Below are 16,525 nucleotides of genomic sequence, written 5' to 3'. Positions count from 1 at the left end.
AAATGGAAAATAACAAAAAAAGATCTTCCAGAACATGTAGTACAACCCTTGGAAACCATATATGCTTGATATAAAATAATAGGAAAGCATTAGGAGAAAGGGGAAGCTGAACATGTCGATGCAGATCGAACTGAAACCGAGAAAACCGGGAAGCAATGGCAAGATGCTTGTCTTGCTGATTCATGGTTTGGGCGCTCCTGAAACGTGGGTAAAGCCAGGCAGAGACTGGGCAGAGCTCATCGCATCAGATCCGGACATCACGGATACGGATATTGGTATCGTTACATATGACACCTCTAAGCTCATCAGCAGCATTTTTGGAATCGAAGGAGAGTTTGACGTTTTAGGTCAAAAAATTAGTGTCAGTAAAAAAAGTCCTCTGTCCATAGACCAGCTTGCTATTCAATTAAAGGCTATTTTGGATGGGTATACCTATAGAAAATATGAGAAAATCGTTATCGTTGGCCACAGTATGGGAGGATTAATCGGTAAACGATTCCTACTCAACGAATATTTGCATCGTAAAAAAGGATTAGAACGGATCGGTGGCTTTATTAGCTATGCAACACCTTATAACGGCTCTAAATTCGCTGAATTTCACCATTTAATAAAGCGCTTTCAGAATCATAAGCAAATCGAACAGCTGCGTTCAAACAACGCTTTTTTGGATGATATGAACCGCAGCTTTTTTGATGCTCAAGGAGAACTTAAGAGCTTCTTCACGTCCATTTACTGCTTCGGAGACAAGGATACCGTAGTCGAGGAGGGAAGTGCTGTTCCTACTATGGGACATTCAACCAAGTACGCGCTTGCCAGGTCGCTGCCCGGTGATCATGGCACCATTCTAGATCTGCTGCAAGGACATCTCTCAACAAACTACGATATTCTAAAAGGACTATTACTAGACGTACTAGGCACTTTTGATCCTCCACCGTTTGGTATCCATGATAACCGCCCAGAGCCTACAACTTCCTTAGACCAGTCGGACAAGCCAGCAGGATCAGCTAATGTATCTAAGATGCAGGCTCGCTTAAACGATCAATTTGAGATTCACCGACAAGCACTGGATACCATCTTCATACGACGTTTCAAAAATGATGACGAAATAAGAACAAAACTTATTGCTTCTATGAATGATGTTCTTCGAAAGCTGAAGGAGATGGAAGAAAGCAGATTGCAGCTGTTTTTAAAGCTGTACCAATTTGCAAACATTCGTCTTCCTGAAGGAGAAGCCGGTCTGCGCGAGCTATGGGAGCTGCTGGCACTCGTAAATTTGGTATATCCCGATTGGAACTTTATCGATCCTGAGGAATGGGTTCATTTGTCCAATCTTCAGCTGGATTCCGATCGCTGGGTGCGTATGCTCTACTCCCAGGCTAAAGAAACGATGCCTGAGGTCGTCATCGGATTTATGACTAAACTTTATACCAATTCTTTTCAATCTTATATGAAGTCCAGAGACCATTCGGACTTATTCCCCTATCGCTTGCTGCTCGAGAATATTAATTCGGAATCACTCGCAAAAGGCAACCCAGAAAACCTATGCGAGCATTGCAACAATGGCCGTAAAGCTGACTTTTCCAAAATATTACTACAATTTGCTCAAGACACGAAGTTAACCATCTTCGAAGGTTTAGAATCCAATCGCTTATCCGGAACGGTCAGTATCAGTTGTTCCTCTTGCTTGCGTGAAGTTAGACATGAAGTGAGTTATGAAGAAATTTGCACGCGACTAAGGAGTGTGATTTGAAAATGGTGCAACAGATATTTGACTTTTTTGACCAACAATCTGACCTTGAGAAACTAACAAATGTATCGATTAGGCACATAGATGCCCTTTACTTTTCTGCGAAGCAAATTTTTGCAGTCGTTTCCTATGATTCTCCATCATCACTCGAGAACCACTGGGAGCGAGCAGCTTATCAATTTGCTTACCGGGTACAGAATCAGCTGCCCGGCGAACTAGATGATTTGCGTTGGGACATGTATTTAGTCCTCTTTGTAGACGCGCAAGAGATAAGCAATGCTTTGAAAAAGCGCATCGAGTCAAACCGCTTTTTCTTTCGCAAGATTATCATCACGAGCTCTGATTTAAATCGTTTAGCTGAAAAACTGCCTTTAGACTTTCAAACTAAGCTGCCCGAGCACCAGCTCGAGCGCCTTTGGTTTCATGATCGGCATTTTCTCCAGCAATGGCAATCCTGTGTTCAACAATCGACGAATGAACGGTTAAGTAAAGCTTTGTTTCAAGCTGAAGACCAATCTGTGGACAAGCTATTATCATCTTTAAATATTCCAGTGTTAGCAGAGGTGCTCAGCCATGAGGATTAATGCAATCACAATAGAAGCATTCCGCGGGTTTAATGAGAAGCGAAGATTTGAATTTCCCAATACAAGCATTGTCATTTTACATGGCCCAAATGGTTACGGAAAAACCTCTTTTTTTGACGCGATCGAATGGGGATTAACAGGTAGTATTTATCGTTATGAGCAAGACCCCGAACGAAAATTATATCGATACATCGGGAATCATTTTGCCGGGGATAGAGCTCCAAAAGTAATCATTGAGCTAGGAAATTCAGACTTGCAAATCACAGTAACACGTACGGGAATCGCCAATACGAATGTAAGGACAGATAGCGGAGCCCATTTGCTTGAAGTTGAGATTAATGGTGAGAAGGTACCTGACAAGGAGGCAGAAGACGTTTTAAAAGAGAAGCTCGTCCACGCGGAATGGCTCGATAAAGTGGATTTAAACAAAAGCTTGTTTCTTACTCATCTTCTATGTCAAGAACGGATGAATGGCATTCTAAGAGGCATGAAGGAGAAGGATCGCTACAATTCGGTTTCCCGAATTTTCGGCACAGAGCAATTTGCGAGCTATGGAGAACTCGTACATAAAGCAAGGGTGGAGCTGGAAGAAAGAAAACTGGCATTTAGCCAAAAGCGTGGGCAGCTGATTGCAGAGGAAGATACGCTGGAGCACCGCATTCAAGGCATTAAGCTGGAAATCTCGGAATTCTCGCCTGCATCACGAAACAATCAATGGTCAACAGCACTTCATAACTATGAAGATATCTTTCAAAAAACAGCTGTTTCAGAAGATGAAGATCAGGTTATTTCATTGATCAAAGAAGCCGAGGAGCAAATAGAAGCTCTCGTTCAGGAACGAAATCTTTTGGAAAATGATACAATCAGACGGCTCGATCTAGCAAAAGATGCTATGACCTCATTACAGGAAAAGCTTCCACTTCTAATGCAATGGGAACGAGAAAGTCGCCTTACTCAAACGCTAGATGAACTCTTAAATACAATTCAAAAATTGCTCAGGCTCAATGAAGAAGCAGATAGTTTTTTGCAAAACGAACAGATCAAGCTCCAAAACGAACAGCTGAATGAGGATTTACAGCAGCAAACAACGGCAATTCAGCATAGAGCCGATCACTTATTTGAAGCGTTAAATGAAGTGAAAAAATTATGGCTTCAGGCAAACAACCGTAAAAAATTTGATGGGATGAGCGGTAACTTTGCCATGGCTTATCCACGCTTAGAGGAGACTCCTCGACTCGCACTCTATCATTCATTACGAGAGTTAGAGCTGCGGTGTCGTGAACAAACAGATTTGGAAAACGCTTTTTTGGAGGCTGATCGTTTACACAAGCAGCAGTTGGAATTTGTACAGCAGCTTGTGCTTCATGAAAAGAAACATAAAGCTTTTCTAAAGCATGTTCTACAGGTTGCTATTGAACAGCCAGAGCTAGATTGCTGCCCTGCCTGTGGAATAGAAGATGTTGATTCTTTACGCCTGCAAAACTATGTCAGCGTCCAGATGGATGCCATTCATCCCGATTTAGCTAGCGCAGAAAAGAAGAGCCTCGAGCTTGAATTACAACGACAAATCTATCATGACCAGCTGTTTGAAGCAAAAGCGAATGTTAAAGAAAGTCTAATCAATCTTCATGCCACCATGCAGGAATGGAGTGATCTGCATACCCAATTGCTCGATCAAGTGGCAGATTTACAAGCAAAGCACTACGATTTGCACAAAAAAATGCAGTTAATGGACAAGAGCTACAATGATTTCAAAGCATTGGCTGATGAGTTGGATATCCCTATTCAAACGTCAGCTCTGAAAGAGCAGTTACTGACTAAGCTGGATGAAGGTAATAAACAAGTAGATCATTTACGCAAGCAGCTTATTACGATTGCTACATCGTTCTCATCCCTGCCAAGGGAGAGCAAAGAGAGAGAACTTAAGCATCTACAAGATGATGTCGTTGTTTGGCTAGGTAAGCTAACGGCAGAAGGAATTATGGGTGCCAGTGCTCAAACAACGGATTGGAGCGCAGTTGCAGAACAGTTAGACGCAAAGGCTAGCTTGATTGAAGAGTCATTGCTCGAAAATACTCGTAAGCACGGAGCAGCAACACAATTATTAGATGCTTTCCGAGCAAACGCAGATCTCGCACTGCTCGAACAATTACAGCAACAAAAAACTGCCAAGCATAAGGTCATAGAACGAGTGGAAGAAGGTCTTCGAACCATCGAAGACCTGGTTGCCGCTCTAAAGGATGCCGAGCAGGCCGTGCCAGATGCCATTCGCGGCTTGAATGAACGAGTCATGGATCAAATGTTCGATACTATGCGTTCCATCTTTGTCAGAATCAACTCTCATCCCGTGTTCACCGAGATCGATTATGATACGGGGAAAAAATTCAACAGCAATCGCTTATTTCTCAAAGTGATGACGAGAGAAGATGCGGCCCTTGGTCACCAAGAAGCAAATCCCTCGTACATATTTAGCGCAGCCCAGGTGAATGCCACTGCGATTTCATTCTTTTTGGCCATGGCGCTTACGCAATCTTGGTCACCACTGTCCTTTGTCGCTATGGATGACCCTGTGCAAAGCATGGATGACTTGAATGTGGCTGCATTAATTGATCTTATACGTAATTTAGCTGATTCAAAATTGCAAAATCATAAACAATTTATTATCTCAACACATGATTCGACGTTCTATCAGGTCATGAGAAAGAAGTTCAGAATGCTGAATGTAGGCATTATTGAATATGATTCCTATTCAGAAGCAGGACCAACATTTGAGCAGCGAGTAGTAGAAGCTACGGATAAGAAGCCGATTGCCATATTTTCAAAAGCAGACTCATAAAAACTCAATCATAAAAAGTCGATTTCCTGTACGATTAAGGGATCGACTTTTTTATTATAAATGGCCTAAAAATATAATTAATCTAAACATGAGAATAAAAATTTCCAACTTCGTTGTATATAGTGTAAAAGCTTTTACAAAAAAATAAGGAGAATCGCTAATGAAGTCTAATGATAAAAATTTCATCCAACGATTAAAGCGACAAAAAGAAGATGCTTTAGAATATATCGTTGATACCTATTTGCCCTTAATAAAAGGGGTAACTTATAAAGTGCTGTCCCCGCTTGAGAACGAGGGAGTTATTGAAGAATGTATGAACGATATTTTGTTATCCATATGGAACAATTCGAATAAATTCCATGGCGATTCGACTGATTTCAGGAAATGGATTTGTGCTATAGCCAAGTTTAAGGTTATTGATTATTACAGAAAAAATAGTAAAAGAGTAGAATTCACCACTAATGAAATGGAATTGAGCTCCGAAAAATCGGCAGAAGAAGAGTTGATTATGCTGGAGGCCCCCATGAGCTTTATCGTTTATTACAATCAAGTGATTTCGGATGAGACAAGAAATGAATGGGATGCTGTAGATGTGGATATCGAAATTAAAGACGACTTAGGCAATCATTATGTAGGTAAAGGCAATGGAGGAGCAGGTGAGCGAGGCGGCTATAACATGAACTGGAGTAAAACTTTTGAAAAATTAGACCCTAATGCTACTAAGCTTATACTGACATCTCAGATAAACTTGTATGAACACACTGCCGAAAATCATGGATCATTAGAAATAACGAGAGATGAAGGTTCAAAAGAAATTGTAATGCCTAAAAAATCAGGAAGAGGTAGAGAACAAATTAAATTAGATGATATTGTCATTGAAATAAAGAAATAAATGATATGACATTAAGGCTTATGAGAGGACATGCAATGGTTGCTTCAGATTAAGCCATTAAAAAAGTGAGCAGGATCGTATCCTGCTCTTTTTTGTTGCATATTTAATAAGGAGAAACGATAATTTAATGATATGTGGGAAATAGGATTGATTACATTTTTAAATAACAACATTTGATTAAAGGGTAATATTAATCGGAAAAATGTGCTATAATTTAAAGTTGAAATTTCAAAGCTTTAACAACAACAAGAAAAGGTGAAACGAATGATAATGAACGAATGGGAACAACTTTTATGAATAATGAATTGAACCTTTATAAACGTATATTAAATCAACTGCCCGACTTGAATATTAAGCTTGCTGAACCCGTTAAAAATCACGCATATACAAAATTAGGGGGGAATGCAGATGTATTCATTACTCCAAATAAATATGATGAAATAAGCACTGTATATAAAATTGCGAAAGAAGAGAATGTTCCAGTAACCCTCTTGGGGCATGGCTCCAATCTTATCGTGAAGGATGGCGGCCTTCGCGGGATTACGATGCATTTAAAAAACTTGAATGAAGTTCGAACCGAAAATAGTACAATTATTGCGCAAGCTGGAGCTTCGATTATAGATGTGTCTAGGCAAGCATTAGAACAGCATCTGTCTGGACTTGAATTTGCATGCGGCATCCCAGGTACGGTCGGTGGTGCATTGTATATGAATGCAGGAGCCTATGGCGGACAAATTTCGGATGTATTAGTCAAAGCTTTAGTAATGAATGAAGCAGGCGAGCTTCTCACATTATCAAGTGAGGATCTGTCATTAAGTTATCGGAAGAGTAATATTTCTGCAAATAAATATGTTGTGCTCGAAGCTGTATTTAATCTTAAACAAGCTGAATATGCCGATATTAAACAAAAAATGGATGAGTTCACTTTTGCGCGAGAAAGTAAACAGCCATTGGAATATCCTTCATGCGGCAGTGTATTCAAACGCCCGCCTGGATACTTTGCTGGAAAACTGATACAAGACAGCGGTTTGCAAGGGAAACGAATCGGAGGAGCTGAGGTATCCACGAAACATGCAGGTTTCATTGTAAATGTGGATCATGCTACATCCCAAGATTACATTGATTTGATCGAAGTTATTAAGACGACGGTAAAACAAAACTTTGGCATAGATTTAGAAACAGAAGTCATTGTGATTGGTGAGGATAGCCAAAACTAAAACAAACGATTAAAGTTCAAAGACCCTTCCCATTCAATTGGCGAGGGTCTTTGGATTTTTTACAATATTTATATTTATATAGCATTTTTGGTTTCTTATATAAAATTTATCTATTATGTAATCAATTGACCTCAAGCGGGTGTGAATGCTACAGTTATCTCAGCCTTTAATCCTCACTTAACCCGTAGGGATTATGCGTTTAATACACAACCAAATTGGAGGAAACGATTTTGAAAAAGTTTAATGTATTTGCGTTTGCCCTTGTTTTCTTATTTGTTATTACAGCGTGCTCCAATAATGGCAGCAGCAATAAAGGAGAATCAGCCGCGGGGGTTAAAAAAGTAATTGTCGGCACTGGCAATGATTTCGAGCAAGTCGCTTTTCTCGATGATAACGGAAAGTTAACAGGTTACGACGTTGAGGTGATCAGAGAGATAGACAAACGTCTGAAAGAGTATGAATTTGAGTTTCAAACGATGGAATTTTCCAACATTCTATTAAGTCTAGAAACGAAAAAGATCGATATAGCCGCGCATCTATTCGAGAAAAATCCTGAGCGTGAACAAAAGTTTTATTTTAACGAAGAACCTTACGCTTATTGGCGGAACAAAATTATTATTGCAGCAGTAAACAATGAATCGATCAAGTCTTTAGATGATTTGAAAGGAAAAAAAGTGCTGATCGGCCCGACCAGCGCTCAAGCTCAAATCCTTGAAAATTACAATAAGGAGCATGATGGCGCAATAAAAATCGTGTACCAGCAAAACGATGCTAACGATGAAGTTCTTCAAATCACTAACGGACGGGTTGACGCAACAATAAGCGCAGACTTCCTTCTTCCGATCAAAGATCCGCAAGGCAAGCTCAAAGCAGTAGGAGATGCGCTTAATGAGGGGCATATCCAGTATGTACTCCGTAAAGACGACCCCGAGTCAAAGAAACTTGCCGACGCTGTGGATCAAACGATAAAAGAAATGAAAGCGGATGGAACCCTCGCAAAGCTTAGCACGGATTGGCTTGGTCAGGACTTTTCAAAATAAAGGCTTAATACTTTTAAATGTGGAGGTGATTATTCACAATGGGAATTGCAGTGATTTATGGAAGCTCCCGCAAAAATGGAAACTCGGATCAACTAGCGAATTTATTAGTTGAAGGATTTGAAGCAGATAAAATTCACTTATCTGACTATAATATCGAGCCTATTGTCGATTACCGGCATTCTGAGAAAGAGCCTTACCCAAATGATGATTACCATCATCTGATCGAACGCGTAAAGGCACAAGATGTATTGGTGTTCGCGACGCCTATCTACTGGTATGGCGCATCAGGCCTTACGAAGACATTCATTGACAGATGGTCTCAATCATTAAGAGAGAATAAGACCGAGTTTCTATCTAGTTTTGCGTCAAAAACAGCCTGGGTCATCGGTATAGGAGATGACGAGCCCCATCTGAAAGGAATTCCGCTTGTTCAGCAATTTCAATATATTTTCAGCTATACGGGCACAAATTTTGCAGGTTACATCCTTGGGAGAGGCAACAAGCCTGGCGATATTTTGCAAGATATCATTGCTTTGGCCACTGTGGAGGAAATCCGGAAAAAGTGGCATACTTAATCAAAATGTAAATTTAGAGGAATTCACACGTTGTAACAACATCTGAATTCATTTTATAATGTAAAGAGGCAGGGAGGTGATAGGAATGGCAAATCAAATTGCCGGGAAAAGTAACTGCTCATGCAAAGCCTAATATTAGGGCGATACTTTGCGTGGGGCCGGACTGAAATATTTTCGCCCAATGGAGCTCATATCGTTTCTAATAAAAGCTTTGCACCTTATATTTTTTTTCATTAAAAATAAGGGGCTGAACAGCTATGAATAAACCATTTATTAGAAACCATCAATATAATTTGATTAAGAAACAAGCACATCTGCTTCAAACTGCGTGTAACACGGTATCCGATCCGAAAGTAGTTGAAGCGGTTAGGTATAGTACGCAAACAAAGATTTCCGAAGCATTCCCGGACGCAACTGATCTTCAAAAGCATGAGTTAGAGAAGCTTGCAACGTTAAATAGGACGGAAGAAATTCAATCCTATTTGCAATCGCTGCAGCCATTGATGTCGGAATTCACTCAAGTAACGGCAGCTCAAATAAAAAAGCTGTTCCCAAAAGTCAAAAAGCTAAAGGTACCCGATTTAGATGATATTGACTACCGTTATGTTACGTATATGGGTTGGACCGATATCGCATCTAATAAGCTGTTTCTTATTTACCGTCAAGACGGACAGCTTATCGGCATTGAAGGAAAGTTTACGCCAACAAATAAGAAAAGCAACTGTTTTTTGTGCAATAGACATGAAGAGGTTGCGTTATTCACGGCCATTACGAAATCAAGGCCTGCTAATGCTTCACCTGATTACTACAAGGCGATTGGAAATTATATGTGCGTTAACAGCAAAGCCTGCAACGCAAATATAACGGATGTCACCGTTTTAGAGAAATTCTTCAGCAACTTTATTGGAAAACATGAATCATAAAATGAAAAGAAGCATCAGAAATTCTGATGCTTCTTTTTTTGTTGTGATTTGCTTCTTCCAGTATCACTGATTGCAGTCTACACAAGTTCTTCAAAAGTGTTGGTTACAATGAGGATAAGGAATAGTGGATAGGAGGACAAAAGAACAAATTTGAAAAATAGAAATGAAAAAACGTTTCCAAAATACCCATTGGGGGTATAATGCAAATAACATGCTGAACGAATAAACAGAGGAGTGTAATATAAAATGAAAAAACAATTGGTTTTACTTAGTGTTGCTGCGGTAATCATTTTAAGTGGATGCGGTAAAAACGAAAATGCTGAGAACGCGATGACCAGCAATCAAGGTGAAGACCACTCGCAAATGAATCACTCCAATAGCAGCCAGCTTCCGAAAGGGTTAAAAGAAGCTACGAATCCAACCTACAAGGTGGGGAGTGAAGCGATTATAAAAGCAGACCACATGGCAGGAATGAATGGAGCTACAGCAACAATTGTGGGCGCCTATACGACTACAGCCTACGCCGTATCTTATACCCCAACAACGGGCGGCGAAAAAGTGACCAATCATAAGTGGGTTATTCAAGAAGAAATTAAAGATGCAGGCGACAAACCCTATGAGCCAGGTACAAAAGTAATCCTTCAAGCAGACCATATGGCGGGTATGAACGGCGCAACCGCAACAATTGATTCCGCAGAGCAAACGACGGTTTATATGTTTGATTACGTTCCAACCACTGGGGGAGAAAAAATGAAAAACCATAAATGGGTAACGGAAAGCGAGCTTTCACCGAAGTGACCAACCGTTTCTGACCAAACGACGATTCTTTCTCAATAGTAGAGAGAATCGTCTTTTTTTATACAGAAAAACGAAACTTTTTTACAAATAATGGCGTCTAATCCTTGTAAATAAAACAATGAGGTGATGATTTGCGAGGATTAAAAACGCGTTTGCTTATTTTACTCATTATAAGTGCTGTATCATTATCTATGACACCAGCATCCGTAAATGCGGCGCAGTTACCTGTTCTAGATGGCATTATCAGCATTGATGGAAATCATGCATTGGATAAAAAAGGTGTGCTCTGGTCATGGAATGAAAAAACATTTGAAGCCGTTCCCGTCTTGGATCAAGTAAAGAAAATCTCGGAAAGCAATGCCGCAATAAGAACGGACGGCAGTGTGTGGACATGGGGGAGAAAACCTGGAACGACGTCAGGCCTCTCTAATGTTCAACCCTCACAGGTGGAAGGTTTGGACAAAGTCATTGATATTTCAGGCAATTATGCATTAAAAGCAGATGGTACCGTATGGTCACTCGGTGGATTATGTGAATTTCAGATTCAAAATGATACATGCAGTGAAGGCAGTAGTAAGGAAGATCAGCTTCGACCCGGCCGTATTGGCGAGTTAGAGAATATTGCTGCGATTGAAGGAAACGGTTATTTTCCGATTGCACTTGCAAAAGATGGGACAGTGTGGATTTGGGGGTACGATAAATATGGCGATCCCTTTCTACCTATTCCAGTGCTTGATAAAAGCAGCATGAAAACAGACAATTCTAATGGTATCACTTCTATTTCTAATGGAACACTCGTAACTTCTTCTTGGAATGTTTATATTATGAATCGATATTCTCTTTATGGGCTGACCGAGCCTAGCTTCAATCTGGCCAAACTGGCGCCAAACGTTTCAGCTGTATCAGGCTTTGTTGATGGGGTGGGAGATTTTCACGCCTTTTCATTTGTACTTACGAAGGATGGCAAAGTATCGTACTGGATTTGGCCTGTACAAGATAAGAAGCTGTATCCTGTGAAAGGACTAGATCAAGTCAAGATGGTCAGCGCAATTGGAGAAGGAGCAGGTACAGCTTTGCATAAGGATGGAACGGTTTCTTCTTGGGGCAAGTTGAGTCAGTATTACGGTGACGATAAATACAAATACAACTATAAGATCATACCTAAAAAAGTGGTTAAAGGCATCGGCATACGCTTAAATAACAAATACCACTTAATGGACGCACAAGCAGCTTTTATAAATGGATCCATTTTCGTGCCCGTAAGGGGACTTATTGAATCTCTCGGGGGTACGGTCAACTACTCAAATGACTTCGTAACGGTAAAATACGGTTCTCATTCAATCACAATGGAAGTGTGGAAGAACCAGGCAACGGTTGATGGCAATGTTGTAAAGTTAACCGCCCCTGTTCAAATCGTTAGAGGCAGTACGATGATTCCGCTGCGATTCGTTGCACAAGCACTGGGTGCAAATGTCGTATGGGATGGAAAAAATCAGGAAATACATTTGACATTAAAGTGAGCCGCAAATAAGTTTCAAAATAAGAAAATGAACATAACCAGTTTAAACACATCCCATGTGTTGAGCTGGTTTTTTGTTATAGAGGAAAGAAGCTTAGATTTGTCTTATTATCATTGAATCGCATACGATTTCCGTAATATTACATCTTATAGCTCGGTCAATTATGTCTTTATAATGTAAGGGTGTGACAACGAGAGGAGGGATGTCTATCATTCTGTAATGAACTAGGAAAGTGAACGGAAGGCTATACGGAAATCGCATAAAAGTGAAACAATCTTTTTTGTAAACGCTGCCATTCGTACGTTTTTCGGTAGATCGCACATTTTCTCGCACCCCCACATTATTGAGGAGGAATTTAATGCGCAATAAGTATGTTGCATGGTCGCTCATCGTTACCATGCTATTCTCGACCTTGCTCCTATCTACTGGACCGTTTACTCCCGTTTCTGCTGCAGGTGGATCAAATCTGTCGATCGGCAAAGACATTACAGCAAGCGGCCAATCTCAAACCTACAATCCAAGCAATGTGAAAGACAGTAACCAAGGAACGTATTGGGAAAGCGCAAATAACGCATTTCCACAATGGATCCAAATCGATCTCGGCTCAAATACTAGCATCGACCAGATCGTATTAAAGCTGCCTGCAGGGTGGGAAACACGGACGCAAACGCTTGCGGTTCAAGGCAGTGTTAATGGAACAACGTTTACGAATATTGCAGCTTCTACCGGTTATGTATTTAATCCGTCGGTTGCAAGCAATTCGGTTACAATTAACTTCACTTCAACAAACACACGTTATGTTCGCTTGAATTTTACAGGCAATACGGGCTGGCCAGCGGCACAGTTATCCGAATTCGAAATTTATGGATCTGCGCTGACACCGTCACCTACTCCTACATCAACGCCTACGGGCACCTATCAGGCTGAGTCTGCTGCATTGTCCGGGGGAGCGAGCGTAAATACGGATCATACCGGCTATGCCGGCACTGGATTTGTTGACGGCTACTTAGCACAAGGTGCAACAACAACGTTTACGGTCAATGCAGCCGCGGCAGGCAGCCGCAACGTGACACTCAAGTACGCCAATGCTAGCGGAAGCACAAAAACGATAAGCATCTACGTAAACGGAACAAAAATCCGCCAAACCTCACTTCCTAACCTTGCGAACTGGGATACATGGGGAACGAAAGCAGAAGCTCTCACTTTAAATGCAGGCTCCAATACGATTGCTTATAAATACGATGCAGGTGATTCCGGCAATGTCAATCTTGACCAAATCACGGTTGATTCAACGATCATTACACCTACACCTTCTCCTACAGCAACGGCAACTCCTACTCCAACAGCGACACCAACTCCAACAGCAACGCCTACGACTCCTCCAGGTGGAAACATCGCAATTGGCAAAGCTATTAGCGCATCATCCAGCACACAAACGTTTATCGCAGCGAATGCAAACGATAATAACACCGCCACTTATTGGGAAGGCGGCAGCGCTTCGAGCACCTTAACTCTCGATCTTGGGGCGAATCATGACATTACATCCATCGTGCTGAAGCTGAATCCCTCTACAGAATGGGGCACTCGTACACAAACGATTCAAGTACTTGGCCATAACCAAAACACAACAACCTTCAGCAGCTTAGTGTCGGCGCAAGCTTATATGTTTAATCCAGCTTCGGGCAATACGGTAACGATTCCGATTACCTCGACGGTTAAACGTCTGCAGTTGAATATTACGACGAACTCCGGCGCACCTGGCGGTCAAATCGCTGAGTTTCAAGTATACGGAACGCCTGCTCCAAACCCTGATTTAACGATTACAGGCATGTCATGGGCACCTGTCTCACCAATAGAGTCAAATGAAATTACACTGAACGCAACAGTTAAAAATATCGGCAACGCCAGTGCCCCGGGTACTACAGTCAACTTCTACCTTAACAACACGCTTGCCGGCTCTGCTCCAGCAGCCGCACTAGCGGCCGGTGCTTCAGTAACGGTACCATTTAATGTTGGTGCCAAAACCGCAGCCACCTACTCGGTAAGCTCGAAGGTAGATGAGAACAATGCAATTATTGAGCAAAATGATACCAACAACAGCTATACGAATCCATCATCACTTATTGTCGCTCCTGTTGCCAGTTCCGATTTAATTGGAGCTGTATCCTGGACACCAAGTAATCCAGTTGCCAGCAATACAGTCGCTTTTAACGTTCTCCTTAACAATCAAGGAAACATTTCTTCAGCAAGCGGCACACATGGCGTAACCGTTATTCTTAAAAATTCTGCCGGCTCTACCATTCAGACCTATAACGGGTCATACAGCGGTACATTAGCAGCTGGCGCATCTGCAAATGTCAGTATTCCTGGGACATGGACAGCAGTAACAGGCAACTATACCGTAACCACGATTGTTGCTGTAGATGCAAATGAATTAGCAATTAAGCAAACAAATAACACGAGTTCAACAAGTCTAGTCGTATATTCTGCTCGAGGTGCTAGCATGCCTTACAACAGGTACGATACGCAGGATGCGACTCGAGGTGGAGGAGCAACTTTACAATCTGCACCGACATTCGATCAGGCGTTAATTGCATCCGAGGCATCTGGTCAGAGCTACGTGTCACTTCCAACGAATGGCTCATATCTTCAGTGGAACGTAAGGCAAGGGGAGGGCGGAGCAGGCGTTACGATGAGATTTACGATGCCTGACTCGTCAGATGGCATGGGACTCAGCGGATCACTTGATGTTTACGTCAATGGAGTCAAAGCCAAGACTATCCCGCTCACTTCCTACTACAACTGGCAGTATTTCGCGAGTGATCAACCAGCCGATACACCATCCGGAGGACGTCCGCTCTTCCGATTTGATGAGTTGCACTGGAAACTGGATACAGCCCTTCAACCTGGCGATACCATACGTATCCAAAAAAGCAATGCTGACAATCTCGAATATGGCGTAGACTTCCTTGAAATCGAGCAGGTTCCTGCTGCGATTGCACGCCCGGCCAACTCAGTTTCTGTAACAGATTTTGGCGCTGTTGCAAACGATGGCCTCGATGATCTTGCGGCCTTCGAAGCTGCTGTAACATCAGCGATTTCTACTGGAAAAATCATGTATATACCGGAAGGAACCTTCCATCTCGGAAACATGTGGAAGGTCGGTTCTGTCAGTAACATGATTAATGATATTACGATCATGGGTGCAGGCATCTGGCATACGAACATCCAGTTTACGAACCCTAATGTAGCATCGGGCGGCATTTCATTCCGTGTCGAAGGCAAACTTGATTTTAGCAATATCTATATGAATTCCAAGCTGCGGTCGCGCTATCACGAGGGTGCTATATACAAGGGCTTTATGGACAATCTCGGAAAAAATTCAAAGGTGCATAATGTATGGGTTGAGCACTTTGAATGCGGTTTTTGGGTAGGGGATTATGCACATACACCAGCAATTTATGCGGATGGGCTTGTGATTGAAAATAGCCGGATCCGAAATAATCTTGCTGACGGTGTCAACTTCGCCCAAGGAACGAGCAATTCGACTGTTCGCAACAGCAGCGTGCGAAATAACGGTGATGATGGTCTTGCCGTATGGACGAGTAATGTAAATGGTGCCCGCGCGGGTGTCAACAATACCTTCTCGTTTAATACGATTGAGAATAACTGGCGTGCGGCTGCTATTGCATTTTTCGGCGGGGGTGGACATAAGGCTACTAACAACTTGATCATCGACACTGTCGGCGGATCTGGCATTCGAATGAACACTGTATTCCCAGGCTACCATTTCCAGAACAATACCGGCATTTTGTTCTCGGATACAACGATTATAAACAGCGGAACTAGTAAAGACCTCTACAATGGCGAACGCGGAGCTATCGATTTGGAGGCATCTAACGATTCCATCAAAAACGTGACGTTCACCAACATCGATATTATCAATACGCAGCGCAGTGCGATCCAGTTTGGATATGGCGGCGGCTTTGAAAATATCGTGTTCAACAATATCAATATTAATGGTACGGGACGTGATGGAATCCTTACATCGCGTTTCACATCACCGCATCCAGGTGCGGCAATTTACACCTATACGGGGAATGGATCAGCAACGTTTAACAACCTGACGACTAGCAATATCGCTCATCCCAACACGAATTACATCCAGAATGGATTTGGTTTGATCATTCAGTAACAGATTGATCATTCAGTAAGATCGAGAGATGGCTGAGTGGGGGAGTTCTTCGGAAATCCTCCACTTTTTTTATGTTTATCAAAGATATAAAACGAAAATGGAGAATCTCAAAATACATATTAAATATATACGATTTTAGAAAATGAATGAGAAAAACGAACAATTATATGAGCAATTAGTTGATAACGCCGTTAATTA

General features: G+C 41.8%; 11 protein-coding genes. All 11 read left to right on the top strand.

Annotated features, from left to right (window positions below; translation table 11 throughout):
• The first annotated feature begins 112 nt into the window (after positions 1–112).
• On the top strand, positions 113–1,750 hold the full coding sequence (locus tag AC0VYE_RS17245) for an ABC-three component system protein (RefSeq protein ID WP_475442370.1): 1,638 nt from the start codon (positions 113–115) through the stop codon (positions 1,748–1,750).
• A 2-nt stretch (positions 1,751–1,752) separates the two neighbouring features.
• Positions 1,753–2,331, top strand: coding sequence for an ABC-three component system middle component 1 (locus AC0VYE_RS17240; RefSeq protein WP_475442369.1), 579 nt, complete (start codon positions 1,753–1,755; stop codon positions 2,329–2,331).
• On the top strand, positions 2,321–5,167 hold the full coding sequence (locus AC0VYE_RS17235) for an AAA family ATPase (protein WP_475442368.1): 2,847 nt from the start codon (positions 2,321–2,323) through the stop codon (positions 5,165–5,167). Before AC0VYE_RS17240 ends, AC0VYE_RS17235 begins: the two co-directional genes overlap by 11 nt.
• A gap of 160 nt (positions 5,168–5,327) precedes the next feature.
• Complete coding sequence (locus AC0VYE_RS17230) at positions 5,328–6,059, top strand: DUF5643 domain-containing protein (RefSeq protein ID WP_475442367.1); 732 nt, start codon at positions 5,328–5,330, stop codon at positions 6,057–6,059.
• Between the two features lie 293 nt (positions 6,060–6,352).
• Positions 6,353–7,276, top strand: coding sequence for a UDP-N-acetylmuramate dehydrogenase (murB, locus tag AC0VYE_RS17225; protein ID WP_475442366.1), 924 nt, complete (start codon positions 6,353–6,355; stop codon positions 7,274–7,276).
• Between the two features lie 230 nt (positions 7,277–7,506).
• Complete coding sequence (locus AC0VYE_RS17220) at positions 7,507–8,316, top strand: transporter substrate-binding domain-containing protein (protein WP_475442365.1); 810 nt, start codon at positions 7,507–7,509, stop codon at positions 8,314–8,316.
• A 38-nt stretch (positions 8,317–8,354) separates the two neighbouring features.
• Positions 8,355–8,891 (top strand): flavodoxin family protein, encoded by a 537-nt coding sequence (locus AC0VYE_RS17215; RefSeq protein ID WP_475442364.1) that lies wholly within the window; start codon positions 8,355–8,357, stop codon positions 8,889–8,891.
• Positions 8,892–9,148: 257 nt separating this feature from the next.
• Positions 9,149–9,814 (top strand): FusB/FusC family EF-G-binding protein, encoded by a 666-nt coding sequence (locus tag AC0VYE_RS17210; protein ID WP_076266000.1) that lies wholly within the window; start codon positions 9,149–9,151, stop codon positions 9,812–9,814.
• A 246-nt stretch (positions 9,815–10,060) separates the two neighbouring features.
• A complete protein-coding gene (locus AC0VYE_RS17205; RefSeq protein ID WP_475442363.1) occupies positions 10,061–10,612 on the top strand; it encodes a YdhK family protein in 552 nt (183 codons plus the stop codon).
• Between the two features lie 131 nt (positions 10,613–10,743).
• Positions 10,744–12,132: a stalk domain-containing protein gene (locus AC0VYE_RS17200; protein ID WP_475442362.1), complete on the top strand. Its 1,389-nt coding sequence runs from the start codon at positions 10,744–10,746 to the stop codon at positions 12,130–12,132.
• 358 nt (positions 12,133–12,490) lie between these two features.
• Positions 12,491–16,327, top strand: coding sequence for a discoidin domain-containing protein (locus tag AC0VYE_RS17195; RefSeq protein ID WP_475442361.1), 3,837 nt, complete (start codon positions 12,491–12,493; stop codon positions 16,325–16,327).
• Positions 16,328–16,525 lie beyond the last annotated feature (198 nt).

The sequence above is a fragment of the Pristimantibacillus sp. Z349TD_6 genome (assembly GCF_056173205.1).
The sequence above is the reverse complement of the archived record's forward strand: the minus strand, read 5'-3'. Positions and strand labels throughout refer to the sequence as shown.